Origin of the sequence: Viridibacillus sp. FSL H8-0110 (assembly GCF_038003565.1) — a bacterium.
In the GTDB taxonomy this organism is placed as follows: domain Bacteria; phylum Bacillota; class Bacilli; order Bacillales_A; family Planococcaceae; genus Viridibacillus; species Viridibacillus arenosi.
Map to the genome: position 1 here is coordinate 511,736 of NZ_JBBOPJ010000001.1, position 25,536 is coordinate 537,271.

Sequence of the window (25,536 nt, forward strand, 5' to 3'; positions counted from 1 at the left end):
GGGCCACATATGACATTGTTTACAAAATCAGCACAAGAGTTACAAGAACTTTTAAAAACAAAAGAAATCTCAATCGCTGACTTAACAGAAGAAGCTTACAAACGTGTAGCTGCACTAGATGGTGAAGTAGGCGCGTTTTTAGCATTAAATGAAGAAAAAGCAACAGCACAAGCAAAAGAAATGGATGTAGTTCCTTTTGAAGAAAGAGGACCACTATTCGGTCTACCTATCGGTGTTAAAGACAATATCGTTACTGAAGGCTTAGAAACAACTTGTGCAAGTAAAATTCTAGAAGGCTTCAACCCAATCTATGACGCAACGGTTGTCAATAAATTACGTGAAGCTGGAATGGTAACAATCGGTAAATTGAACATGGATGAATTTGCAATGGGTTCTTCAAATGAAAACTCAGGCATCAAACCAGTTCGTAACCCATGGAGTCTTGACCGCGTACCTGGTGGATCTTCAGGTGGTTCAGCAGCAGCTGTAGCAGCAGGAGAAGTACCATTTTCATTAGGTTCTGATACAGGTGGTTCAATTCGTCAACCAGCTTCATTCTGTGGTGTTGTTGGGATGAAACCAACTTATGGTCGTGTATCTCGTTACGGTTTAGTAGCATTCGCTTCTTCACTTGATCAAATCGGTCCAATTACTCGTAATGTACGAGACAATGCATTATTACTTGAAGCAATCTCAGGTGTGGATGCTAACGATTCAACTTCAGCAAACGTTGAAGTACCAAGCTTTGTAGAAGCTCTTACTGGTGATGTGAAAGGTCTTCGTATCGCTGTACCTAAAGAATATTTAGGTGAAGGTGTTGGAGAAGCGGCACGTCAATCAGTTCTTGATGCACTTAAAGTATTAGAAGCTCAAGGCGCAACTTGGGAAGAAGTATCACTTCCTCACTCAAAATATGCATTAGCAGCATATTACATCCTTTCTTCTTCTGAAGCATCTTCAAACTTATCACGTTTTGACGGTATCCGTTTCGGTTTCCGCGCTGAAAACGTTACAAACCTAGAAGAACTTTACAAAGAAACTCGTGCTCAAGGTTTCGGAGATGAAGTAAAACGTCGTATCATGCTTGGAACGTATTCATTAAGTGCAGGTACTTATGATGCTTACTACAAAAAAGCACAACAAGCTCGTACATTAATCAAAGAAGATTTCGATAAAGTTTTCGAAGAATTTGATGTAATTCTAGGGCCTACAACTCCAACTCCAGCATTCAAAATTGGAGAAAATGTTGAAGATCCTATGACAATGTACGCTAACGATATTTTAACGATTCCTATTAACTTAGCAGGTGTACCAGCTATCTCAATTCCATGTGGATTTGAAGATGGTCTACCACTTGGTTTACAAATTATTGGTAAATACTTCGACGAAACTACAATTTACCGTGTGGCAGATGCTTTCGAAAAAGCAACTGAATTCCACAAAGAAACTCCTCAAATTTGGGAGGTAAAATAACATGAACTTTGAAACAGTCATTGGTTTAGAAGTACACGTAGAGTTAAAAACAAACTCTAAAATCTTTTCTGGTTCACCAAACCACTTTGGTGCTGAACCAAATACAAACACAACAGTAATTGACCTAGGTTACCCAGGTGTTTTACCAGTTGTAAACAAAAACGTTGTAGATTACGCAATTCGTGCATCTCTAGCACTTAATATGGAAATCGAACAACATACTAAATTCGACCGTAAAAACTATTTCTACCCTGATAATCCGAAAGCTTACCAAATTTCACAATTTGATAAACCAATCGGTAAAAACGGATGGGTTGATATTGAAGTAAACGGTGAGAAAAAACGTATTGGTATTACTCGTCTTCATATGGAAGAAGATGCGGGTAAACTTACTCATGGTAAAAACAGCTCTCTAGTTGACTTTAACCGTCAAGGTACACCACTTGTGGAAATCGTATCTGAACCAGATATCCGTACTCCAGAAGAGGCATACGCTTACCTTGAGCAAATCAAATCAATCATCCAATATACAGGTGTATCTGACTGTAAAATGGAAGAAGGCTCACTTCGTTGTGATGCCAATATCTCAATCCGTCCATACGGCCGAGATGAATTCGGTACAAAAACTGAATTGAAAAACTTAAATTCATTCAACTTCGTTCGCCGTGGTCTTGAGTTTGAAGAAAAACGCCAAGCAGCTGTATTAAATGCCGGCGGTGTCATCGAGCAAGAAACTCGTCGTTTCGATGAAAAAACAGGTAAAACAATCCTTATGCGTGTAAAAGAAGGCGCGGACGATTACCGTTACTTCCCAGAGCCAGACTTAGTTGATATCGTAATCGACGATGCATGGTTACAACGCGTAAAAGATGAAATCCCTGAATTACCAGCAGCTCGTAAAGTTCGATATGTTGAAGAACTAGGCTTAACAGCATATGATGCAGGCGTTTTAACATTGCAAAAAGACATCGCAGATTTCTTTGAAGCAACAGTAGCGGCTGGAGCAGACGCTAAACTTGCTTCTAACTGGTTAATGGGTGAAGTATCTGCTTACTTAAATGCAGAACAAAAAGAATTAAAAGATACTGCTTTAACACCAGAAGGACTAGCAGGTATGGTTAAATTAATCTCTGCAGGTACAATTTCTTCTAAAATCGCTAAAAAAGTTTTCAAAGAGCTAGTTGAAAACGGTGGCGATGCAGAAAAAATCGTTAAAGATAAAGGTCTTGTTCAACTTTCTGATCCAACAGCTTTACTTAAAATTGTTACAGAAACTTTGGACAACAACCAACAATCAATTGAAGACTTCAAAAACGGTAAAGATCGTGCAATTGGCTTCTTAGTAGGTCAAATCATGAAAGCAACTAAAGGACAAGCTAACCCACCAATGGTTAACAAAATCCTTCTTGAAGAAATCAACAAACGCTAATTTAAAACTTTCAAAGACTGCTTGGGCATCCGTGCCTCAAGCAGTCTTTTTTTGCTATAGTAGAGAAAAAGTAAGGGGGCATTCATATGGAAACACTTAGTCGTTCTGAAAGCATCATTTATGCTTTTGATAAAAATCACGAGCCTATTAAAATGATTTCATCAGGTACAACAATTCGTATCGAAACTTTCGATTGCTTTCAAAATCAAGTGACATCTGAGGCGGATAAGATAGAACAATTAGCATGGGATCAAACGAATCCTGCAACTGGGCCTATTTATATTGAAGAAGCGATGCCTGGGGACATTTTAAAAGTCAAAATTGATAAAATTGAAATCGGCTCACAAGGTGTGATGATGACCTTGCCAAATGAAGGTACATTAGGACATCGTTTGACTGAATCGACGATCAAAATTTTGCCGATAAAAGATGACCATGTGTTCTTAAACGACATTAAATTACCTATTAATAAGATGATTGGCGTTATCGGTGTTGCACCTAAAGAAGAAGCAATTAATTGTGGCACACCTGGCCCACATGGGGGGAATATGGATAATAAAATGATTACAGAGGGCGCAATTTTATATCTCCCTGTTTTCGTTGAAGATGCATTATTTGGTCTTGGTGATTTCCATGCTGCAATGGGTGATGGGGAAATTGGTGTTACGGGTGTTGAAGTAGAAGGAGCAGCGACAGTTACATTAGAGGTGTTAAAAGGAGAGACAATAGAACAACCTTTACTAGAAAATGAAGAAGTGTTTACACAAATTGCTTCTGCCAAAACATTAGATGAAGCAAGCAGACTTGCAACGGAGTTAATGGCTAATAGAATTGTACAAAAAACAGGACGATCACTAGCCGAAGTTACCATGTTATTAAGTGCGGCTGGTCAAATTGAAATTTGCCAGATAGTCGATCCACTCATGACAGTGCGCTTCGTTTTATCAAAATCAATACTAACTCAATATAATACAAAGTTAATTTAAAACGAGTAGTAGCGGAGTAACAACATCTTATTTGAGATATGCATGTTTAGAACTTTGCCAAAAATTCATAAAACATTTACACTATTTTCAAGGAGGTTTTACATATGAAAACTGAACAACAATATTTTGACGAAGCAATTTCAATTCAAGATTATATGGATAGTATGACAACGCATAAGGATAACAGCTTTAAAGTTTATAATAATTACCAACTGCCTGAGGATGAAGAGTTTATTTCATTACTTGCATCTAAAAAACCACATATTCTAACGATAACTGAAGACTGGTGTGGTGATGCGATGATGAACAATCCAATCATCCGTAAAATTGCAGAGGCAGCTAATTTAGAAATGCGTTGTGTTTACCGTGATCAAAATTTAGAGTTAATGGATCAATATTTAACAAATGGTGGTCGCTCTATTCCTGTTTATATTATTTTAAGTGAAGCAGGAGAAGTGATTGGAAAATGGGGACCTCGTGCACCACAATTACAAGAATATGTGTTAGCAAACAAAGCCAAACTACCTTCACAGGATGATCCAACATTTACAGAGAAACAAAAGGAATTATTCGCAGGTATTACTGAAGAGAATGCTTCAAATGAAGAGTTTTGGGGCTGGGTGTATGATGATTTCCGTAAAGTTATAACAGACACTTTAAAATAAAACCGTCATTTGCACAATAAGGATGATTCTGTATAATGGGATTGAAAGCTTTTCATATTTGGATGGCATCAAATTGGAATTTTGATATCACATTACAAAAAATAAAGGGCTGCCTAACGTATTTAATATAAACGTTGAGACAGCCTATTTTGAGCCTTAAGTACTTTTGGGAACATTCCACAGAATTTTTCCGTTAACATAATTAGAAAATTGTAGAGCAAAGAAGGTAATGATATGAAACGAGCACGAATCATTTATAATCCCACATCGGGTAGAGAAATTTTCAAAAAGCATCTACCTGAAGTATTAGAAAAATTAGAAGTCGCCGGCTATGAAGCCTCTTGTCATGCTACTACCTGTGCAGGCGATGCAACTACTGCTGCAAAGGCAGCGGTTGAGCGTAAATTTGATGTGATCATTGCTGTAGGTGGAGATGGGACATTAAACGAAGTTGTCGCCGGGGTTAGTGAGTTTGAAGAGAGACCTAAAATTGGGTTAATACCGATGGGGACAACAAATGACTTTGCACGTGCGGTACATATTCCACGAGATATAAAGCAAGCTGTAGATATTATTATTAAAGGTGATACTATTCCAGTGGATGTAGGATTAGTGAATGATCGTCATTTTATCAATATTGCTGGCGGCGGTCGTATTACTGAACTGACTTACGAAGTACCTAGTAAGCTAAAAACAATTATTGGACAACTGGCTTATTATTTAAAAGGAATAGAGATGCTACCGTCTATAAAAGCTTCTAAAATGCGTATTGAATACGATGGAGAAGTATTTGAAGATGAAGCAATGATGTTCTTAATCGGCTTAACAAACTCAGTAGGCGGATTTGAAAAATTATCACCAAACTCAAGTATTAATGATGGCTACTTCTCCATGTTTATTTTGAAAAAATGTAATATCGCTGATTTTATCAAACTTGTTTCACTTGCAGTTCGTGGGGAACATTTTAAAGACCCACATGTTATCCATGCAAAGGCTAGTCATGTGAAAGTGACTTCGGATGAAGTAGTACAGTTAAATTTAGATGGTGAATACGGTGGAGATATTCCTGCTGAATTTAGAAATTTAAAAAGACATATTGAAGTCTTTGTACCAATTGATGATATTAGAGAACAAGATAGACCATAATATAATGAATGTTTTAAGACTAGAAGCCATGCTGCTTTCTAGTCTTTTCTTTTATTTAAAACGTGAAATGCAAATTCTTTGCTCAAGATAAATATCAATTCACATTTTGAACATTCTTTTATCATATTTTGAACATGAATACGTGATAAATCTGTCACGTTCGGAAGTTAGAATACCGGTTGCTATGGGTATAATAATAAGTAAGGGAGAGTGCGCTATGTATAAAACACATGAGAAGAAACTAATCTGGTTAAGCTTTATCGTAGCAGGTATTATGCTGCTGTCACTCGTCGGACGTATTTTCGGAAGCTGAGGAGGAACAATCATGGAAAATGAAAGTGCTGTATTTTTTAGCCGTGTCTTAACGGAGCTTACATTATCTTTCCATATCATTTACGCTACGATTGGCGTAGGTGTCCCATTGATGATTATGATTGCACAATGGGTAGGGATTAAGAAGAATGATGAGCATTATATTTTACTGGCAAGGCGTTGGGCGCGTGGATTCGTTATTACCGTTGCAGTTGGTGTAGTAACAGGTACCGCTATCGGTTTGCAGTTATCGCTACTATGGCCTAACTTCATGCAGCTAGCAGGTAATGTTATTGCATTACCACTCTTTATGGAGACATTTGCGTTTTTCTTTGAAGCAATTTTCTTAGGTATTTATTTATACACTTGGGACCGTTTTGAAAATCAAAAGAAACATTTACTATTATTAATTCCTGTTGCAATTGGTGCATCGATGTCAGCAGTCTTTATAACAATTGTGAATGCATTTATGAACGCACCACAAGGCTTTGATGTCGTAGATGGTCAGCTCGTTAATATACAACCAATTTTAGCGATGTTAAACCCAGCAATGCCAACTAAAGTAGCACATGTTGTCGTAACAGCCTACATGACAGCAGCTTTTGTTTTAGCAGCTATTGCAGCATTTAAAATGCTTAAAGGTTCAACGCACGTTTATCACAAAAAAGCATTGTTCTTATTAATGAAAGTTGGTTTAGTATTTGCTGTTGCATCAGCAATCATTGGAGATTTCTCTGCAAAATACTTAGTAGAATATCAACCAGAAAAATTAGCAGCAGCAGAGTGGCATTTTGAAACTGAGAAAAATGCTCCACTTGTTCTATTTGGTGTAACCGATGGTGAAGAAGTGAAGTATGCCATTAAAGTGCCTTATGCTTTAAGCTTTTTAGCACATTCAAATCCTACAGCTGAGGTTATTGGGTTAAATGAATTTCCAGAAGATGAAACACCACCACTTTACATTCACTACTTGTTCGATACGATGGTCATGATCGGTATGTTCATGGTATTAGTGTCAGCAGCGTATGTATTAGGTAAAATTCGTGGCTGGTCATTTGTAAGTACTAAATGGTTCCGCTGGGTCATTGTTGCAGGTGGGCCGTTATCTATTATTGCCATTGAAGCTGGCTGGTGGCTTGCAGAAGTTGGTCGCCAACCATGGATTTTAAGAAAGTATATGAAGGTAGCAGAAGCTGCAACAACAAGTGATCATGTGGACATTATGTTGATATTATTCTGTGGCTTATATATTGTTTTAGGTGTTGGTAGCGTCGTTGTACTTCGTCGTATGTTCCGTCACAATCCAATTGAACAAGAAATTGAAGATCGCAAAGCTGAAAAAGGCGGTGACTTCTCATGACATTAGAAATTCTAGGGATTTCCGTATTGTGGCTGTTTTTATTAGGCTATTTAATAATCGGTTCGATTGACTTTGGTGCAGGATTTTTCAATGCTTATGGTGTATTAACAGGGCGACAACATATTTTAACGAATATTATTCAACGTTATTTGTCACCAGTCTGGGAAGTAACGAATGTATTCTTAGTATTCTTTTTCGTAGGAGTTGTTGGTTTCTTCCCGAAAACAGCTTTTTATTACGGAACAACATTACTCGTACCAGCAAGTATTGCGATTATTCTCCTTGCCATTCGTGGTAGTTATTACGCTTTTGAATCGTATGGGTCACGGGGACATAAAGGTTATTCGTTTATGTACGGAGCGGCAGGATTGTTAATCCCAGCTTCATTATCAGTAGTGTTAACGATTTCTGAAGGGGGCTTTGTATCGATGGTGAATGATAATCCAGTGCTAGATTATCATGCATTATTCACAAGCCCATTAACTTGGAGTATAGTCGTGTTGGCAATAGCGGCTGTTCTATATATATCAGCGGTATTTTTAACTTGGTATGCAGATAAAGCTGGAGATCGAAAAGCTACAAAGCTTCTAAGAAAATACGCGCTCATTTGGGCAGGTCCATTAGCAATTTCTGTTATTGGGATTATGTTTGAGTTAAGTAAACATAACGTCGAACATTTTAATCGCATGATTGATATTGGCTGGATGTTCGGCCTGTCAGCAATCATGTTTGTCATTACAGTATGGTTTATTTGGAAGCAACAGCATTATAGCTGGGCACTAGGCTTACTTATTGGTCAATTTGCTTTAGCATTTTTTGCATACGGTATCTCACATTACCCATATTTACTTTACCCATACTTGACTATATATGATAGCTTTACGAATCCAGCAATGGCAACCGCTTTAGTAGTTGCTTTCGTGCTAGGATTATTACTGTTAATCCCATCAATATATTTACTCATGAAGTTATTCTTATTCAACAAAGATTATATTCGAGGGAAAAAAGACCATCATGCATAAGGGAGGATTTTCAGAATGGTTAATTTTCTAATTTTCTATGCACCATTTATTGTTTTAGCAGCATCCATTGCCGTAGCCTTCTTTGTAGCATTAAAAGATGGGCCAGTTACGAAAGGTGAATAATTAACTTTTTAAATCCAAGTGTCGATTTTGGCATTTGGATTTTTTCTGCATCTAGCTTCGTGTACCACACCATCGAGGTCGCTTCGAACACTCATATGAAGTCAAAAAGCAACTTCATATGAGTGTCCTCCACCGCTTGACGGCACTCTGCGCTTTTGTTCCTTCTAAGAGGTCATGGTACAATAGAAGAACTGAAATGGAGGAAGTACGAAAATGACAGCACCAGTAAAGAAAAATGACCGTTTGACGGTTTATATAGAAGACTTAACACATGACGGAGCAGGCGTTGCGAAAATCGATGGTTACCCACTTTTTATACAAGGTGGGCTGCCTGATGAAACTGCTGAAGTCCATGTATTAAAAACATTAAAAAACTACGGCTTCGCAAAAATTATCAACATTACAGAACCTTCACCTGATCGCGTCGCAGCACCATGCCCTGTATTTGCACAATGTGGGGGTTGTCAGCTACAGCACTTATCATACGAAGGTCAATTGAAATGGAAAGAAAAAATGGTCCGTAATGTTATGACACGTATCGGTAAGATTGACGCACCAGTGTTATCTGTTAAAGGTATGGACAATCCATGGAATTATCGCAATAAAGCTCAGATTCCATTTGGCTTAAACGGCGAAGCACCGATTGCAGGTTTTTACAAAACAAAATCACATGATATCGTTGATACAGATCGTTGCCTAATCCAAACAGCAGAAGCAGACGCCATTTTAGAAGGCTTAAAACCACGCCTTTGGAAGTTAGGTATCAAACCATATGATGAGCACACAGGACAAGGTATGCTACGCCATGTAGTAGTACGCAAAGGCCGTGCAACAAATGAAGTAATGGTAGTACTTGTAACGAAAAAGCGCAAATTCCCGCAAGCTGAAGCAGCAGTGGAACTGATCAAGCAACTCGTACCAAATGTAACATCAATTATGCAAAATATTAATGGTGAAAAAACAAACGTTATCTTCGGTAATGAAACGTTGAAACTTTGGGGCAATGACACCATTGAAGATACAATTGGCGACGTACGCTTCGAAATTTCAGCGCGTTCATTCTATCAAGTAAACCCAGAGCAAACAGAAGTGCTTTATAAGCAAGCTTTAGATTACGCAGACCTAAAAGGGGACGAAACAGTGATCGATGCTTACTGTGGCATTGGTTCAATTTCATTATTCCTAGCACAAAAAGCGAAATCTGTAATGGGTGTGGAAATTGTACCGCAAGCAATTGAAGATGCAAAACGTAACGCTGAACTGAATGGCTTTACAAATACGTATTTCGAGGCAGGTCCAGCAGAAGAAGTCATTCCACGCTGGTACAAAGAAGGCAAAACAGCAGACGTTTTAGTAGTCGATCCACCACGCAAAGGTTGCGACGAAGCATTGTTAAATACAATTTTAGAGCAACGTCCAAAACGTGTTGTGTATGTATCTTGTAACCCAGCTACATTGGCAAGAGATTTAAGGATCTTAGAAGATGGTGGCTATAAAACACAGGAAGTGCAACCTGTGGATATGTTCCCACATACGGCTCATTGCGAAGCTGTTGCGTGGTTGGAATTAGTATAGTAAAGCAAAAATAGACTCTTGCTACATGAAATAAAGTTGTGCAAACCATGTGGATAAAGAATGGATAGAAAAGGGGGTATCCCTATCTCTCCATCCTTTATCCACTTTTTTGTAAGTGAAGTGCAGATTGAGAAGAAGATGAGAAATATCATATATGAGACGTGATAAAATCCAAGATTCAAACTTTATATTGGATTTATTGAATAAAAAACCTCTGACCAAATTCAAATCATAAAACTATTCTGAAAAACAGGGTTTACCGTTACATGAAAATCATATACATAGAGTAAAAGCTAATAGGAGTAGAAATCATTGGAAAAACAAAATAGCAGATACAGATGGGTTGTATTTGTTGCTGTATTATTTACTTATTTGTTAATGGCAAGCCAACGAACTGCTCCAGGATTGATTACAGACCAATTAATGAGGGATTTTAATGTAACTGCATCAACGATTGGCTTATTGACGAGTATACAATTTTTTGTGTATACGAGTTTGCAAATTCCAATGGGGATTTTGGCTGATCGTTATGGTCCAAACTTTTTTCTAATTATCGGGGCCTTACTTACAGGTTTAGGTACAATCATTTATAGTCTTGGTACACATGAATTGGTCTTGTTTTTTTCTAGAATATTAACTGGGATAGGGGATGCGACCATATGGGTTAATATGGTGCTAATTTTGGCCCAATGGTTTCATACAAAGGAATTTGTTCGATTAATTGGCCTGGCGGGCATGACAGGAAGTCTGGGTTTCTTGTTGGCGACAGTCCCTTTCTCCGAATGGATAATTTTACTTGGTTGGAGGGCGGCATTTTTCTCAGCAGGACTACTATTATGTTTATGTGGCTTTCTCCTTTATTTTGTACTTGTAAAAAAACCTAAAAGAATTTTTTGGGATGAACCGGTAGTAGTAACAGTAGAAGTACAACGCGAAAAAACAGTAGTTTTATTACGAAGAATTTTTTCAAATCGTCAAGCATGGGCTCTATTCTTTTGTCATTTTGGAGTAGTCGGAGGTTATGTAGGGTTTATCAGTTCTTGGGCAGTACCATATGGAATGAATATGTATGAAATGACACGCTCAGATGCAAGCCAGCTGATTATGATTGGTCTCATCGGGGCACTTATTGGAGCTCCTCTAACTAGTTGGATTTCAAGCCGGTTAGAAACAATAAAACGGCCATATATTGTCGTTCATATCACTGTTTTATTGGGATGGTTTTCTTTCCTTTTATTTAATGGACATCCGTCATTTTTCTTGTTAATTATACTTTTCTTTATCATTGGTTTTGGATATGGGTCAAGTGCATTAACCTTTGCAGCTGTACGCCAATCTTTCCCTATAAAAGAATCTGGCATTGTTTCTGGAGTTGCGAATACGGGTGGCTTTCTAAGTGCTGTCTTGCTACCAATCATTTTTGGATTTATATTGGATTATTTTCAAGCTACTTCAGGTAATCAAGTTGATGGATACTACTATGGTTTCATCACGCCAGTGATATTCTCCATAATTGGCTTGATTGGAGTGATTTCATATAAGGAAAAGCGTCAGGTAACAGGAGATAAAACGAATATCCGCCTGTCTTAACCTAGCATAATATAAAATGCATGATTCTAAGTTGACCAATCCCTTTTGCATAAACTCACCAAAACCTCTTTGTTACGCCATACACGCCGTACATTGTGAAGCTGTGGAAAGCTAGTAATAAAAGATACAGGTAACCAAATTGCACTTTAATGTAGCACATTATTTTTCTATAATATGACATGGTAAAACAAATTATAGTTTGATAGAATAAGTAACAAGATAATTATCCTTTAATATAGCCCAGAGAGGCTAAAAAGGGCTACTTGATATTTTATACGTTATTATATCTTTGCTTTTTCATGCCCTTTTGTCCTCTCTGACGGAAGGGTATTTTATTTTGCTTTAATGTTGTGAGTAGACATAACTTTAGTACCTCTTTTAAAGTAAGTCCTGTGAGGCTTAAAAGGAAAATGGAAAAGTTTCATTTAATAGATTGATACATCCATTCCTCTTGAAATAAAAGAGATTATTTGCATTAAGAAAATATTGGAGGATCGTAAAATGGATTATCGAAAAAAAACGGTGGTAGCATCGGTAGCTGGTTTAACATTAGAGGGTATGGACATCATGTTTATTTCTTTTGCGATGACAATGATTATTTCGGAATTTAACATTGATTTAGCAACTGGTGGACTTATTTCTTCTATAACAAATATAGGTATGTTATTAGGTGGAATTATTTTTGGAATTCTAGCAGATAAGTATGGTCGAGTAAAAGTTTTTACCTATACTGTTTTGCTGTTTGCAATAGGCACAGCATTCACAGGATTAGCAACAAATATTGAGCAAGTATATATATATAGATTTATTGCAGGATTAGGTGCTGGTGGTGAATATGGAATCGGTATGGCGCTTGTTGCAGAAGCCTGGCCGAAGAATAAACAAGGGAGAGCATCTTCTTATGTAAGTGTAGGTGCTCAATACGGTGTCATTATCGCGGCGTTGCTTAGTGCAATTATTCTTCCTACTTTAGGGTGGAGAGCATTATTTTTCGTTGGTGTGGTGCCTGTTATTTTTGCCGTTATTGTACGTAAGAATCTAGACGAATCACCTGAGTGGCTAGCTGCTCAGAAGAATAAGAAAATCGGTAATAAAGATGAAAAGAGTAAGTTATTTCAATTGTTTGAAACCCCTCGAACTACAATGACGACAATCTCTTTAATCATAATGGCAACTGTTCAAATTGCTGGTTATAATGGCTTGATGATTTGGCTTCCATCTATGCTACAAAAATCACAAGGCTTATCTATTTCAAGCTCTGCACTTTGGACAATCAGTACAGCAGTAGGAATGATTATTGGTATGTTAACCTTCGGAAGATTCATGGATCGATTTGGAGCAAAGCGTACCTTTGGAATCTTTCTTCTTGCCTCTGCATGTGCTGTGTTTTTATACTCATATGCAACTGGAAGTGTGGGCGTATTATTAGGTGGTGCAATCGTTGGATTCTTCTCAAATGGAATGTTTGCCGGATATGGTGCATTAATTAGTAGCTTTTATCCCGTTCAGATTCGAAGTACGGCTACAAACACAATCTTTAACTTCGGTAGAGCTATTGGAGGATTTTCACCAATCCTTGTAGGATATATTCTACAGAGTTATGACATGACAGTTGCGATGGTCTATTTAGCTGTTCTATATTGCATTTCCTTTATTGTCATGCTTACTTTGAAAAAAAGTACATGGAAGCCTATGCAATCAATTGAAAAATACTAAATATTACTGATAAGAAAATGTTAATTTAACGATCAATTGAAATGTATTCCCGTTTTGATTGATGGATTATTAATCTTATGACTTTAGTCAGCTTGTCTTGAGTAAGTCTATATACAAAAACACATACAGTGCGATGCTAAAGAAGACCATGGATTTGAAAATATTCTATGGTCTTTTTTAAATTATTGTTCAATTATTAAAATCACTAAAGAGTAGTATAGATTAGTTAGTAAGCGAGAAAATAAAGATGTGTGAGTACTAAGTTATATTCCGTTTTATGGAAGTTTAAAAGAGAATGCGACATAACTTGAAAAAAACGTTAGTTCTTGTGAAAATGGAGATTGTAAGAGTGTTTACACATATTTGGAGAGTTATCGCCATTTGAATAATGTAGGTGATGTAAATATATAGATGTCGACTCCTAAAGCTAATTGATAGAAATAGAATTTTTTTAAGGTACTACTAACAACGTTGTGTATATACGTGTTAAGATTCTTAAAGGACAATCAAACTGCTGAAGCGACGAAGAAAATAAGCAATAGTATGAGGTGCATTATAAATGGATAACAATGATATTTTAATTAGAACAAGATACGCTCTAGATATAAAAAATAGAGATATGGTAGAGATATTTAAACTTGGTGGTATGGAAGTAACAAGAGAAGAAGTACCAAAAATATTGACAAAATCAAAAGATGAATTTGATGATGAAGCTAGCGTAGAAGAAAATGACGATCAGATAAAATGTGATTATAAAATGTTAGAGTCATTTTTAAATGGTTTCATTACTTTCAAAAGAGGAAAACAAGATACAAAACAAGGACAACCAAAAGCTCCTGAAACTACTAAGGACCATGTGAATAATATGCTTCTTAAGAAATTGAAAGTAGCACTACAACTAACAACGGAAGATATGTTGGATATCCTTGATGATGGCGGTATAGCCGTTTCAAAAGGTGAATTAGGCGCTATTTTAAGAAAGCCAGGGCATAGAAATTATAAAGATTGTGGCGATAATTTCGCACGTAAATTCTTAAAAGGTTTGGCTGTAAGATATAGAGCGTAAGGGAATAGTATACTTAATTTTCACAAAAGCCTCTTTCTTTGGAAAGGGGTTTTTCAAATGTATGGTTATTTATGTTTAGATAAATTTATTTCTTATGTAGTAAGTTCTCGCATGCGACACATTGCGAAGTGGTCGCGAGGTTGGAGATGGTATAGAAAAAATCTATACCATCTGCTTTTTTGTGTGTAAAATAACATTCAGGATCAATTTTGGTTAAAATAAATATTGCAGATTTTCACAATAGTTTTTCATAAATTATAAATGTCCAAATGTACTTGTGTTTGATAATAAGTTATTAAACATGATATAAGTGTAAAAGAAGTGGAACATTAGGCTTTATATTTTTTGACCGAGAGTTTGAAGTTGTATCCATAGTGAGAGGATTTGAGTTTGAAATGATAGATAATTTTTGGCGTGATTTACCACGACCATTTTTTGTACTTGCACCAATGGAAGATGTGACAGATGTTGTTTTTCGTCACGTTGTAAGTGAAGCCGGTCGACCGGATGTATTTTTCACAGAGTTTACAAACTCGGATAGCTATTGTCATCCAGAGGGCATGAAAAGTGTGCGTGGCCGTTTGACTTTTACAGAAGATGAACAGCCAATGGTGGCACATATTTGGGGGGATAATCCCGAATATTTCCGTCAAATGAGTATTGGCATGGCAGAGCTAGGATTTAAAGGCATCGATATTAATATGGGCTGCCCTGTACCGAATGTGGCATCGAGAGGGAAAGGTAGTGGTCTTATTCTGCGTCCAGATGTTGCGGCAGAACTTATTCAAGCAGCAAAAGAGGGCGGACTGCCTGTCAGCGTGAAAACACGAATTGGCTATAACGATATAAATGAGTGGGAGGAGTGGCTAACGCATATTTTAAAACAGGATATTGCGAACCTTTCTATTCATTTACGTACAAGAAAGGAAATGAGCCAAGTAGATGCGCATTGGGAGCTAATTCCGGAAATCAAAAAATTACGTGACCGTATCGCACCAAATACGCTACTAACAATCAATGGAGACATTCCTGACCGTCAAACTGGGCAGCAGCTTGCTGAACAATATGGTATTGATGGCGTTATGATCGGGCGAGGTATTTTTAAAAATCCTTTTGCTTTTGAAAAAGAGCCAAAAGAGCATAGCAGTAAAGAGTATCTTGATCTTTTAAGACTGCAGCTTGATCTTCAAGATCAATATGCGGAAGTACTACCACGATCAATGACAGGGCTTCATCGCTTTTTTAAAATTTATGTCAAAGGATTCCCTGGAGCTGCTGAATTAAGAAATCAATTGATGAACACGAAATCAACAGATGAAGTGCGTGCATTGCTTGATAACTTTGGAAAAGAATGTTGACGGGACAGTGAAATGATGAAACTCTTAAAAAGTTAGAGAAAAAATGAATCACATCAACTCATGTGTACTTATTTTATTTAGTTTCAAGTTCCTTTGCGGCCGCACCTTTTATTTTGATAAAGTCTGTTTTCTGAAAGAAAAAGGTCTTAAGAATGGAATAAACCTACCAGCACCCTTGTGTTGCCACATACACTCTGTACATTCTGAAGCAGTATGTGGTAGAAGTTACTATAATCATTTAAGAACGAATTCCAATTAGAAGAATTCGATTAGACTGTGATTATTTAAATTAAAGTTTTTAAATCCAAAGTAAAAAGGTAGAGCATAATAACTCTACCTTCTTACTTTGGATTTTTATTTCCCGGAATTTCCTTTTACTTGGTTTTCAGCCATTTGAACTAATCGTTTAGTAATTTCTCCACCAACTGAACCGTTTGCACGAGAAGAAGCCTCTCCTCCAAGTTGTACACCAAACTCTTGAGCAATTTCATATTTCATTTGATCAATCGCTTGTTGAACACCAGGTACTTCAAGTTTATTTGAACTTCGGTTATTTGAAGCCATAACTTTCACCTCCTTGTGATATTAGAATGGACAAAGATTTGTTTTTAATACATTTAGTTAAGAGGTGAAAAGTTCATCCTACAAATATTTTTAGGCTGCAATAGCGACAGAAAAGCCTCATTGGATTGTCTTAAAAAAAATTTTTTAATGTAGCTTTTAATGAAAGGGATTGTAAATAGTATTTTTGAAATAAAAATATAGTAATTACAAAAAGGTTATTCTGTGAAACAAACGGAGAAATAATAATGCAGGCAGAATAAGTGTGGGGAATTTAGTAGCTTAGAGTGTAGAATATCCAATTGAATTACAGATTAAAACTGATCTACATTTTAATTTATACTAATTTCAAATGCTTACTGTTTATGAATGAGGTTTATGAGGAAGTGAATCAGTAGTTATAAAGAAACGTATCCAAAATACTTTAGGATATATGGATACGTTCTTTTGTCTATCTTTTATTAACAAACCTTATTGATTCAGTTGTTTAATGAATTCCCTCATAAATCCGGGTAGATCAGGCCAAGCATGTCCGGAAATGAGGTTTCCTTGAACATGGAGAGGATCTTCAATATAAGTTGCACCCGCAGCTTCTACATCTGGTTTACATGCGATATAAGCCGTTAATTCGCGACCTATTAAGTATTGAGAAACAGTTGTTAAAATGAGACTAGCGTGGCAAATTGCTGCAACAGGTTTATTTGCCTCAAAGAAATGAGCAACGATTTTTGGAACATTTTCATTTAATCGAATGTATTCAGGAGCTCTACCTCCAGGGATAATCAATCCATCATACTCTTCAGGCTGTACATCCTCAAACGCCAAATGAGATTCAATTAAGTATCCTTTACTCTCTGTATAAGTATCCCAACCAATAAAATCATGAACGACCGTCTGTAAGTTTTTCTTCGATGGAGCAGCTATTTGCACATCATAGCCCTCTTCAAGACAACGATAATAAGGATAATAAATCTCCAAAGCCTCAACGGCATCTCCAGCTAACAATAATACTTTCTTTGACATTACTCATTTCCTCCTCTCAAAAATGGTCTTTCGCCTTCACTTGTATATTCTGAATATATTATCAATTCCCTCTATTACGATAGATTTTTTTAAAAAATCTAATTGTGCCAGTCACGGATACTATTTAAGTTATTAGTATTAAATTGGAAATATTGTTGATATTAAAAAATATAGCGGAATACTGGCGCCAAAAATTAAATTTGATATAATAAAGTATAGTATTTATTAGGAGGAAATGGATTGTCAGTAGAAATTGGTAGCAAGGTACAAGGTAAGGTTACAGGAATCACAAATTTTGGTGCGTTTGTTGAGTTGCCAGATAAGGTCACAGGACTTGTGCACATTAGTGAAGTTGCAGAAGCTTACGTAAAAGATATTAATGACCATCTGAAAGTTGGGGATCAAGTAGAAGTTAAGGTCCTAAGCGAAAAAGAAGGAAAAATTGCCTTATCCATTAAAAAAGCGATTGATAAACCTGTTGAAAATACGTCTTCATATACGAAGCGTCCATATCGCCAGAAAGATAGTCGTCCACGAGGCAATTTCCAACCGAAGGAAACCTTTGAAGATAAGATGGCTAAATTCTTAAAATCAAGTGAAGATAACTTATCTACTCTAAAACGCAGCACCGAGTCTAAACGCGGTGGAAGAGGCGGACGAAGAGGATAATTATAGATAGCAGAAGAAACGCACATCTTTTAAGATGTGCGTTTCTTTAATTTTATGGACCATAGTCACAGACACTACTTTAGTCATTAGAATTAAATAAAGTATATGATCGATATCAAATCTACAAATTAATAAATATTTAATAAGATAAAACTTGAATTGAACAGGTAAATAGTTCTGATTATTGACATTCTATGGATATACATGTAGATTGTTAACTAGTAATTAAATATGTAACTTTCTTATTTAGAGAGATGGAGGGACTGGCCCTTTGATATCTCAGCAACAGACTTTTTTTGCACTGTGCTAATTCCAGAAGCGTAACGCTTGAAGATAAGAAGAGTAAATAGCCATGAAGCCAATCTCTTCTTTCTTTTAAGAAGGGGTTTTTTTGTACCTCGAAAAGCTCAATAAAAAATACAAATTTAACTTCAGAGGGGTTGTCTAATTTGACTAATACAGTAACTAAAGCACCATTTCGAGCAGACCATGTAGGGAGCTTTCTTCGCCCACAAGTACTTAAAGATGCAAGAGCACAATATCAACAAGGTCAGATCACTAAAGAAGAATTACGATTAGTTGAGGATATAGAAATTGCTAAGCTTGTTGAAAAACAAAAAGAAGTTGGTCTATCTGCTGTAACAGATGGTGAATTTAGAAGAAGATGGTGGCATTTAGACTTTATCAGAGCGATTGAAGGGATTCGTGTTTATGAAATAGACCTTTCGGGTGCTTTTAATGGAGCGATGAAAAAAGCGGAGGCATACATGGTCGATTCGAAATTAAAGTTCCCTAAAGAACATCCATTTTTAGAAGACTTTAAGTATTTGAAAAGTATTGCCGGTGAGCATGTTGCTAAAATTACAATCCCAGGACCTAATATGATTTTTTACTCGGGTGTAGTTGGAAGCGAACCGTATTTAAGCAATCCTACATATGCTTCACTCGATGAGGTAGCTAAAGATATTAGTAAAGTATATCAAGATGCGATTCAAGCTTTTTATGAAGCAGGGTGCCGCTACTTACAATTAGATGATACAAGCTGGGGAGCTTTGTTCAGTGATGTTTTCCGAGATAAGATAAAAGAGCAGGGATTTGATCCAGATGAATTAGTAAAAAAGTTTGCTGATATTACTGTTGAAGCAGTAGCAAATAAACCGGAAGATATGACGGTTACGATCCATATTTGTCGAGGGAATTTTAAATCATCATGGTTATATCAAGGTGCGTATGAGCCGATCGCAAAAGAACTATTCTCACGTGTGAATGTGGATGCCTTTTTCTTAGAATTTGATAATGAACGATCAGGAGATTTTAATCCATTACGATTCATTAAAGATCAACATGTCGTTTTGGGATTGATTACTTCCAAGACTTCTGAACTCGAAGATGAAGATGAAATTAAAGGAAGAATCGAAGAAGCAACGAAATATGTGAATATCGATCAACTTTGTTTAAGTCCACAATGTGGTTTTGCCTCTACTGAAGAAGGCAATCTATTAACTGAAGAACAGCAATGGGAAAAATTACGTCATGTTGTACGTATCGCTAAAGACGTTTGGAATAAATAGATTTTAAAATAAGGACTATCTACAAAAGTCAGCTATCAGACTATTGTGGGTAGTCCTATTTACCATTATGGATGTATAAAAACCGGAGTTCCTATTGGAATAATACTTGCTAACTCTTCTACATCCTCATTATGCATACGAATACAGCCGTGAGATACGGCCTTACCGATTGAGCTTGGATCATTTGTGCCGTGAATTCCATACGTATCTTTTGATAAGCTCATCCACATCGTTCCAAATGGGCCTCCTGGGTTAGGTGCTTTATTAATGATAATAAAATTTCCTACAGGTGTATTGGTTAACATTTTTCCAACCGCAATAGGATATTGCTTTTGTAAAATACCATCTTTATATAATCTAAGCCAACGATTGTTGAGTGAAACATCAATTTGATATGGAATTGTATTAGGATCAGGAAAACCTGGAATAACAATAGGTTGGCCAATATAAAGTACATTTGGATTGATAGATGGGTTCGCGCTTATAATTGCGGATAGCGGTGTGCGATAATCTCTAGAAAGTTGAAACAGTGTTTCACCTGGTTTAACCGTATGAATCAGTGTAATCACCTCCGAAGTTGTTACAGTACATTATATGTTTGTTATATAGGGAGTTTCATAATGACATATTGACATTCACAATTTTTTTAGAAGGAATGGCAGAAAAGGTAAAACTGCTGACAACTATAAAATTGGTCTTTAGTAGGATTAATGACACTTTAACCAGTTGAATGCATGCTCCATAAGCTACTTCAAGATTTCCTCAAAGAAGAATCCTCAACAATGACTCATTATTGGGTATCATTATTTCTCTAATTTCATACTATGTTATAAATCAGGCTAAGAATGGAGGGAAGGCTATAGACATTTTAAGTAAGTTTAAAGTTTATCGTGAAGAAGAAAACAGACTGAAATGGGAAGGCTCGTTTGCGGATTACTTAAACATTGTAAAGGAAAGGCCGGAAGTTGCTCAAACAGCCCATTCACGTGTGTACAATATGATTAAAAGCTCTGGATTAGAAGAAAGAGATGGGCAAAAATTATTTAACTTTTTTGGACAAGAAATTTTCGGGCTCGAATCGGCAATTGAAAGATTGGTAGAGGAATACTTTCATCCTGCAGCAAGAAGATTAGATGTTCGCAAGCGGATTTTATTATTAATGGGACCCGTGAGTGGAGGGAAATCTACAATTGTGACATTGCTAAAGCGAGGGCTTGAGCAATATTCACGAACAGATGAAGGAGCGGTATACGCAATAAAAGGATGTCCGATGCATGAAGACCCACTCCACCTTATTCCTCACCATTTGCGTAAAGATTTTTATGAAGAGTATGGTTTGCGCATAGAGGGTAATTTATCTCCTTTAAACACGATGAGACTCGAAAAAGAATATGATGGCCTTATTGAAAATGTCATGATTGAACGGATTACATTTTCAGAAGATAAACGTGTGGGGATTGGGACATTTACACCTTCTGATCCAAAATCACAGGACATTGCTGATTTAACTGGTAGTATTGATTTTTCAACGATTGCGGAATTTGGTTCTGAATCAGATCCACGTGCTTACCGTTTTGACGGAGAACTTAACAAAGCAAACCGTGGCATGATGGAGTTTCAGGAAATGCTTAAATTAGATGAAAAGTTTTTATGGAACTTATTGTCATTAACACAAGAAGGCAATTTTAAAGCAGGCAGATTTGCATTAATAAGTGCTGACGAGTTAATTGTTGCTCATACGAACGAAACTGAATACCGATCTTTTATTTCAAATAAAAAGAACGAGGCACTTCACTCAAGAATTATTGTGATGCCTATTCCTTATAATTTAAAAGTAAGTCAGGAAGAGCGAATTTACGAGAAAATGATTAATGAAAGTGATATGGCGCATGTTCATATTGCCCCTCATGCATTAAAAGTAGCTGCAATCTTTTCTGTTTTAACTAGGTTAGAAACACCTAAAAAGCAAAGTATTGATCTTGTGAAAAAGATGCGTATGTACGATGGGGAAAGTGTAGAAGGATATAACTCAATTGATGTAGAGGAATTGAAAAAAGAATATCCAAATGAGGGCATGAATGGTATCGATCCTCGTTATATAATAAATCGAATTTCATCTGCCATTATTCGAAAAGAAGTGCCATCTATTAATGCATTAGATGTTTTACGCTCGCTTAAAGATGGGCTTGACCAACATGCCTCGATTTCCCAAGAAGATAGGGAAAAATTTATAAATTATATTGCAGTTGCAAGAAGAGAATACGATGATATTGCTAAGAATGAAGTTCAAAAAGCATTTGTTTATTCGTATGAAGAATCTGCAAAAACGCTAATGAACAATTACCTCGATAATGTTGAAGCATACTGTAATAAAAATAAAATTCGAGATTTCCTTACTGGAGAAGAAATGAATCCAGATGAAAAACTAATGCGATCCATAGAAGAACAAATAGGAATTTCGGAGAATGCGAAGAGGGGATTCCGAGAAGAAATTTTGATTCGTATTTCGGCTTATGCAAGAAATGGAAAGAGATTCGAATATCATTCTCATGAAAGATTACGTGAAGCAATTCAAAAGAAACTGTTTGCTGATTTAAAAGATGTTGTGAAAATTACAACGTCCTCAAAAATGCCTGACGAATCTCAGCTTAAAAAGATTAACGAAGTTGTTGCAAGGCTTATAGATGAACATGGATATAATTCAACTTCAGCAAATGAATTATTGCAATATGTAGGCAGCTTACTGAATCGTTAAAGTTAAGAAAAGCGTCTAGTTACCCCGAAAAGAGCTGGACGGATGCCCTTTAGCGATTTGAAGGGAGCATGGCGCATTCTTCTAGACAGCTATTACAAAACGTATATTATCTTTTCTTTTTAAATAAGGGGTGTCCAGATAAACTTTAGGGCACTCTTTTTTTTTTACAAAAAGAAGTTAAACAATTCTAAAAACTAACATATTATAAGAAAAGTGCCTTCCAATTTTAAGGGGTTTCATATAAGAAGTAAAACTTACAGGGAGCCGTACTTAATAATGCAATATCAAGAAATAACGGTCTTTTGATTATGATGTAAAGTCGGTTGCTAATAGTCTTAGGCGAATTTGATTTTATAGATGGGTGAGGATAAAAATGAGCGAAAACCAGGATAAGCGCTTTGTCATCTCTCAGGAAAATTGGTCCCTCCATCGCAAAGGGTACCAAGATCAACAACGCCACATGGAAAAAGTAAAAGATGCAATTAAAAATAATTTACCAGATTTAATAAGCGAAGAAAGTATTGTTATGTCAAATGGTCGTGAGGTTATTAAAATTCCTATACGATCTCTAGATGAATATAAAATTCGTTATAACTACGATAAGTCAAAACATGTTGGTCAAGGACAAGGTGATAGTCAGGTAGGCGATGTAGTAGCAAGAGCTCCAAGTCAAGGGGATAAAGGTAAAGGTGCAGGAAACGGTAAAGAAGCAGGTGACAAACCTGGAGAAGATTACTATGAGGCAGAAGTAAGTCTTGAAGAAATAGAGAGCGCCTTATTTAAAGAGTTAGAGTTACCTAATTTGAAAGAAAAAGAAATGGCAGATATCACAACCGAAAAAATTGAATTTAACGATATTCGGAAAAAAGGTCTTATGGGTAATATCGATAAGAAGCGTACAATCTTAAATGCGATTAAACGTAATGCCATAAAAGGAAAAGCAGAGATTACACCAATCCATAATGACGACTTACGTTTTAAAACATGGGATGAAGTGACAAACCCTGAATCAAAGGCAGTAGTCCTAGCGATGATGGATACAAGTGCCTCGATGGGCAATTTTGAAAAGTATTGTGCAAGGAGTTTTTTCTTTTGGATGACAAGATTTTTACGTTCCAAATACGAAACAGTTGAAATTGAATTTATTGCTCATCATACAGAAGCAAAAGTAGTATCAGAGGAAGATTTCTTTTCAAAAGGAGAAAGTGGAGGAACACTTTGTTCATCCGCCTATATAAAAGCTTTAGAACTGATTAAACAGAAATATAATCCAACAAGATATAATATTTATCCTGTTCATTTTTCAGATGGAGAAAATATGTCGACTGATAATGAAAAGTGTATGAAATTAGTTCAGGATCTAATGAAAGTATCCAGTATGTTCGGGTACGGAGAAGTAAATCAACATAATCGTTTTTCGACATTAATGTATAACTATAAAAAAATTGAAGATCAGAAATTTCGCCACTATATATTGAGACATAAAAGTGACGTTTATGAAGCATTAAAAAGCTTTTTCCAAAAAGTTGAGTCTTAAGCGAGAGACGGATGGTGCCAAGCACTCATTTCCTAATAATAGACACGGGGGGATTTAGATAAATGGAAAAAGAGCTTCACCAAGCGATTGATGAAATTACGGAAATTGCGACTGGGTTTGGTCTAGACTTTTACCCGATGCGTTATGAAATATGCCCTGCAGATATTATTTATACATTTGGAGCATACGGTATGCCTACTCGTTTTTCCCATTGGAGTTTCGGTAAACAATTTCACAAAATGAAGCTGCAGTACGATTTAGGTTTAAGTCAAATTTATGAGCTTGTCATTAACTCCAACCCTTGTTATGCATTCTTACTAGATACAAATAAGTTAACACAAAATAAGCTGATCATTGCGCACGTTTTAGCGCACTGTGACTTTTTCAAGAATAACGTTCGCTTCTCTAATACAAGACGAGATATGGTTGAGAGTATGACAGCTACGGCTGAACGAATAGCCAACTATGAAATGCTCTACGGAAAAGAGGAAGTTGAAGAGTTTTTAGATGCTGTATTAGCTATTCAAGAGCATATTGATCCATCTATACAACGACCCAAGTTGTTAACGTATGAGAACGATATAGATGAAGATGAGGATGTTGCCCGTAAAACGCCTTATGATGATCTTTGGAGAATAGACGAAAAAGAAAAAGAAGAGAAGATCATACGACAAAAAAAGAAACAGTTTCCGCCATATCCAGAAAAAGATCTACTATTATTCATTGAGCAATATAGTCGTGAATTAGAGGAATGGCAAAGAGATATATTAACGATGATGCGTGAGGAAATGCTCTATTTCTGGCCCCAATTAGAAACTAAAATTATGAATGAGGGCTGGGCTTCCTTCTGGCACCAACGTATTATGAGAGAGCTAAATTTAACAACGGATGAATCGATAGAATATGCGAAGTTAAACGCAGGTGTTGTTCAACCTTCAAAGACGACGATTAATCCATATTATCTAGGACTGAAAATTTTCGAAGATATTGAGAAACGATATGATTCCCCAACGGATGAGATGCGGAAATTAGGTGTGAAGCGGCACTCCGGTCGAGAGAAAATGTTTGAAGTACGAGAAGTTGAATCAGATATTTCCTTTATCCGAAACTATTTAACCAAAGACTTAGTGAAGCATGAAGATCTTTATTTATTTGAAAAAAAGGGCAATGAATATAAAATTACAGATAAGGATTATGAAAATGTACGTGATCAACTCGTATCAATGCGTGTGAATGGCGGGTTCCCATATATTCTTGTGAAAGATGGGGATTACTTACGAAATGGTGAATTATATTTAGTCCACGGATTTGAAGGAATGGAACTTGATACTCGCTATTTAGAAAATGTTCTAAGGTATATTTATCAGCTGTGGGGGCGCCCTGTTCATGTAGAAACGCATAGTGAAGAAAAAAAAGTTCTATATTCATATGATGGTAAAAAGAATTCACGGAGATTTTTATAAAACAAGATATGCAACGCTTGAGCCCTTGAATTGCTCCATTTAAGGGCTTTATTAGTTGCATAAGTAAATATAGAAAGCTAGGCATACAAATAGTGAATTAATTAAAGAACATGCGGAATAACTCGAACAACTTTTT

21 protein-coding genes and 1 riboswitch are annotated in these 25,536 nt (G+C 36.3%); of the genes, 18 read left to right on the forward strand and 3 right to left on the reverse strand.

Going from position 1 to position 25,536, the window contains the following annotated elements; all coding sequences use genetic code 11:
* The first annotated feature begins 9 nt into the window (after nucleotides 1-9).
* The 13 genes from gatA to MHH98_RS02595 all read left to right on the forward strand — a co-directional run bounded on the left by gatA (nucleotide 10) and on the right by MHH98_RS02595 (nucleotide 15,821).
* Nucleotides 10-1,473: an Asp-tRNA(Asn)/Glu-tRNA(Gln) amidotransferase subunit GatA gene (gatA, locus tag MHH98_RS02540; protein WP_340710571.1), complete on the forward strand. Its 1,464-nt coding sequence runs from the start codon at nucleotides 10-12 to the stop codon at nucleotides 1,471-1,473.
* Nucleotide 1,474: 1 nt separating this feature from the next.
* Nucleotides 1,475-2,902: an Asp-tRNA(Asn)/Glu-tRNA(Gln) amidotransferase subunit GatB gene (gene gatB / locus MHH98_RS02545; RefSeq protein WP_053418878.1), complete on the forward strand. Its 1,428-nt coding sequence runs from the start codon at nucleotides 1,475-1,477 to the stop codon at nucleotides 2,900-2,902.
* A gap of 86 nt (nucleotides 2,903-2,988) precedes the next feature.
* Entirely contained in the window at nucleotides 2,989-3,888 is a 900-nt protein-coding gene (locus MHH98_RS02550; RefSeq protein WP_340712217.1) for an acetamidase/formamidase family protein, read from the forward strand.
* Nucleotides 3,889-3,992: 104 nt separating this feature from the next.
* Complete coding sequence (locus MHH98_RS02555; protein ID WP_038178669.1) at nucleotides 3,993-4,553, forward strand: thioredoxin family protein; 561 nt, start codon at nucleotides 3,993-3,995, stop codon at nucleotides 4,551-4,553.
* Between the two features lie 234 nt (nucleotides 4,554-4,787).
* Nucleotides 4,788-5,699, forward strand: coding sequence for a diacylglycerol kinase (locus tag MHH98_RS02560; RefSeq protein ID WP_038178667.1), 912 nt, complete (start codon nucleotides 4,788-4,790; stop codon nucleotides 5,697-5,699).
* A gap of 325 nt (nucleotides 5,700-6,024) precedes the next feature.
* Nucleotides 6,025-7,371, forward strand: a complete 1,347-nt coding sequence (locus tag MHH98_RS02565; protein WP_038178665.1) for a cytochrome ubiquinol oxidase subunit I — start codon at nucleotides 6,025-6,027, stop codon at nucleotides 7,369-7,371.
* Nucleotides 7,368-8,393: a cytochrome d ubiquinol oxidase subunit II gene (locus MHH98_RS02570; RefSeq protein ID WP_076065923.1), complete on the forward strand. Its 1,026-nt coding sequence runs from the start codon at nucleotides 7,368-7,370 to the stop codon at nucleotides 8,391-8,393. The genes MHH98_RS02565 and MHH98_RS02570 overlap by 4 nt, the downstream gene beginning before the upstream one ends.
* A 15-nt stretch (nucleotides 8,394-8,408) precedes the next feature.
* The gene (gene cydS, locus MHH98_RS22045) at nucleotides 8,409-8,516 is read left to right on the forward strand and encodes a cytochrome bd oxidase small subunit CydS (protein WP_390011768.1); all 108 of its coding nucleotides are present in this window, start codon (nucleotides 8,409-8,411) and stop codon (nucleotides 8,514-8,516) included.
* 213 nt (nucleotides 8,517-8,729) lie between these two features.
* A complete protein-coding gene (rlmD, locus tag MHH98_RS02575) occupies nucleotides 8,730-10,091 on the forward strand; it encodes a 23S rRNA (uracil(1939)-C(5))-methyltransferase RlmD (RefSeq protein WP_076035152.1) in 1,362 nt (453 codons plus the stop codon).
* A 312-nt stretch (nucleotides 10,092-10,403) separates the two neighbouring features.
* Entirely contained in the window at nucleotides 10,404-11,681 is a 1,278-nt protein-coding gene (locus MHH98_RS02580) for an MFS transporter (protein WP_038178659.1), read from the forward strand.
* A gap of 501 nt (nucleotides 11,682-12,182) precedes the next feature.
* Nucleotides 12,183-13,397 (forward strand): MFS transporter, encoded by a 1,215-nt coding sequence (locus tag MHH98_RS02585; RefSeq protein WP_038178657.1) that lies wholly within the window; start codon nucleotides 12,183-12,185, stop codon nucleotides 13,395-13,397.
* 559 nt (nucleotides 13,398-13,956) lie between these two features.
* A complete protein-coding gene (locus tag MHH98_RS02590; protein WP_038178656.1) occupies nucleotides 13,957-14,463 on the forward strand; it encodes a YehS family protein in 507 nt (168 codons plus the stop codon).
* A gap of 374 nt (nucleotides 14,464-14,837) precedes the next feature.
* Entirely contained in the window at nucleotides 14,838-15,821 is a 984-nt protein-coding gene (locus tag MHH98_RS02595) for a tRNA dihydrouridine synthase (RefSeq protein WP_179078292.1), read from the forward strand.
* 354 nt (nucleotides 15,822-16,175) lie between these two features.
* Here the strand turns inward: MHH98_RS02595 and MHH98_RS02600 are convergent, their stop codons facing one another.
* Both MHH98_RS02600 and MHH98_RS02605 read right to left on the reverse strand, forming a co-directional pair.
* Nucleotides 16,176-16,385, reverse strand: a complete 210-nt coding sequence (locus tag MHH98_RS02600; RefSeq protein ID WP_038178652.1) for an alpha/beta-type small acid-soluble spore protein — start codon at nucleotides 16,383-16,385, stop codon at nucleotides 16,176-16,178.
* 468 nt (nucleotides 16,386-16,853) lie between these two features.
* Nucleotides 16,854-17,405: a DJ-1/PfpI family protein gene (locus MHH98_RS02605; protein ID WP_038178649.1), complete on the reverse strand. Its 552-nt coding sequence runs from the start codon at nucleotides 17,403-17,405 to the stop codon at nucleotides 16,854-16,856.
* Nucleotides 17,406-17,645: 240 nt separating this feature from the next.
* Here MHH98_RS02605 and MHH98_RS02610 point away from each other — a divergent pair, with 240 nt between their 5' ends.
* Together MHH98_RS02610 and MHH98_RS02615 are read left to right on the forward strand one after the other, a co-directional pair.
* Nucleotides 17,646-18,074, forward strand: coding sequence for a S1 domain-containing RNA-binding protein (locus tag MHH98_RS02610; RefSeq protein ID WP_038178647.1), 429 nt, complete (start codon nucleotides 17,646-17,648; stop codon nucleotides 18,072-18,074).
* Between the two features lie 239 nt (nucleotides 18,075-18,313).
* Nucleotides 18,314-18,414, forward strand: a riboswitch (SAM riboswitch).
* Between the two features lie 109 nt (nucleotides 18,415-18,523).
* Nucleotides 18,524-19,645 carry a 5-methyltetrahydropteroyltriglutamate--homocysteine S-methyltransferase gene (locus tag MHH98_RS02615; RefSeq protein ID WP_038178645.1) on the forward strand — a complete coding sequence of 374 codons (1,122 nt, stop codon included), beginning with the start codon at nucleotides 18,524-18,526 and terminating at the stop codon, nucleotides 19,643-19,645.
* A gap of 65 nt (nucleotides 19,646-19,710) precedes the next feature.
* Here the strand turns inward: MHH98_RS02615 and MHH98_RS02620 are convergent, their stop codons facing one another.
* Complete coding sequence (locus MHH98_RS02620; protein ID WP_038178728.1) at nucleotides 19,711-20,205, reverse strand: L,D-transpeptidase family protein; 495 nt, start codon at nucleotides 20,203-20,205, stop codon at nucleotides 19,711-19,713.
* 299 nt (nucleotides 20,206-20,504) lie between these two features.
* Between MHH98_RS02620 and MHH98_RS02625 the strand changes: the two genes are divergently transcribed.
* The 3 genes from MHH98_RS02625 to MHH98_RS02635 all read left to right on the forward strand — a co-directional run bounded on the left by MHH98_RS02625 (nucleotide 20,505) and on the right by MHH98_RS02635 (nucleotide 25,400).
* Nucleotides 20,505-22,400 (forward strand): PrkA family serine protein kinase, encoded by a 1,896-nt coding sequence (locus tag MHH98_RS02625; RefSeq protein ID WP_038178726.1) that lies wholly within the window; start codon nucleotides 20,505-20,507, stop codon nucleotides 22,398-22,400.
* Between the two features lie 373 nt (nucleotides 22,401-22,773).
* The gene (yhbH, locus tag MHH98_RS02630; RefSeq protein WP_038178643.1) at nucleotides 22,774-23,937 is read left to right on the forward strand and encodes a sporulation protein YhbH; all 1,164 of its coding nucleotides are present in this window, start codon (nucleotides 22,774-22,776) and stop codon (nucleotides 23,935-23,937) included.
* Nucleotides 23,938-23,999: 62 nt separating this feature from the next.
* The gene (locus MHH98_RS02635; RefSeq protein ID WP_038178641.1) at nucleotides 24,000-25,400 is read left to right on the forward strand and encodes a SpoVR family protein; all 1,401 of its coding nucleotides are present in this window, start codon (nucleotides 24,000-24,002) and stop codon (nucleotides 25,398-25,400) included.
* Nucleotides 25,401-25,536: the final 136 nt, after the last annotated feature.

Excerpts from the sequence above, each read along its gene's own strand:
- gatA (WP_340710571.1), top strand. The coding sequence starts at position 10 with ATGACATTGTTTACAAAATCAGCACAAGAGTTACAAGAACTTTTAAAA.
- gatB (WP_053418878.1), top strand. The coding sequence starts at position 1,475 with ATGAACTTTGAAACAGTCATTGGTTTAGAAGTACACGTAGAGTTAAAA.
- MHH98_RS02570 (WP_076065923.1), top strand. The coding sequence starts at position 7,368 with ATGACATTAGAAATTCTAGGGATTTCCGTATTGTGGCTGTTTTTATTA.
- MHH98_RS02585 (WP_038178657.1), top strand. The coding sequence starts at position 12,183 with ATGGATTATCGAAAAAAAACGGTGGTAGCATCGGTAGCTGGTTTAACA.
- MHH98_RS02555 (WP_038178669.1), top strand. The coding sequence starts at position 3,993 with ATGAAAACTGAACAACAATATTTTGACGAAGCAATTTCAATTCAAGAT.
- MHH98_RS02635 (WP_038178641.1), top strand. The coding sequence starts at position 24,000 with ATGGAAAAAGAGCTTCACCAAGCGATTGATGAAATTACGGAAATTGCG.
- cydS (WP_390011768.1), top strand. The coding sequence starts at position 8,409 with ATGGTTAATTTTCTAATTTTCTATGCACCATTTATTGTTTTAGCAGCA.
- MHH98_RS02565 (WP_038178665.1), top strand. The coding sequence starts at position 6,025 with ATGGAAAATGAAAGTGCTGTATTTTTTAGCCGTGTCTTAACGGAGCTT.
- MHH98_RS02600 (WP_038178652.1), bottom strand. The coding sequence starts at position 16,385 with ATGGCTTCAAATAACCGAAGTTCAAATAAACTTGAAGTACCTGGTGTT.
- yhbH (WP_038178643.1), top strand. The coding sequence starts at position 22,774 with ATGAGCGAAAACCAGGATAAGCGCTTTGTCATCTCTCAGGAAAATTGG.
- rlmD (WP_076035152.1), top strand. The coding sequence starts at position 8,730 with ATGACAGCACCAGTAAAGAAAAATGACCGTTTGACGGTTTATATAGAA.
- MHH98_RS02560 (WP_038178667.1), top strand. The coding sequence starts at position 4,788 with ATGAAACGAGCACGAATCATTTATAATCCCACATCGGGTAGAGAAATT.
- MHH98_RS02550 (WP_340712217.1), top strand. The coding sequence starts at position 2,989 with ATGGAAACACTTAGTCGTTCTGAAAGCATCATTTATGCTTTTGATAAA.
- MHH98_RS02590 (WP_038178656.1), top strand. The coding sequence starts at position 13,957 with ATGGATAACAATGATATTTTAATTAGAACAAGATACGCTCTAGATATA.
- MHH98_RS02605 (WP_038178649.1), bottom strand. The coding sequence starts at position 17,405 with ATGTCAAAGAAAGTATTATTGTTAGCTGGAGATGCCGTTGAGGCTTTG.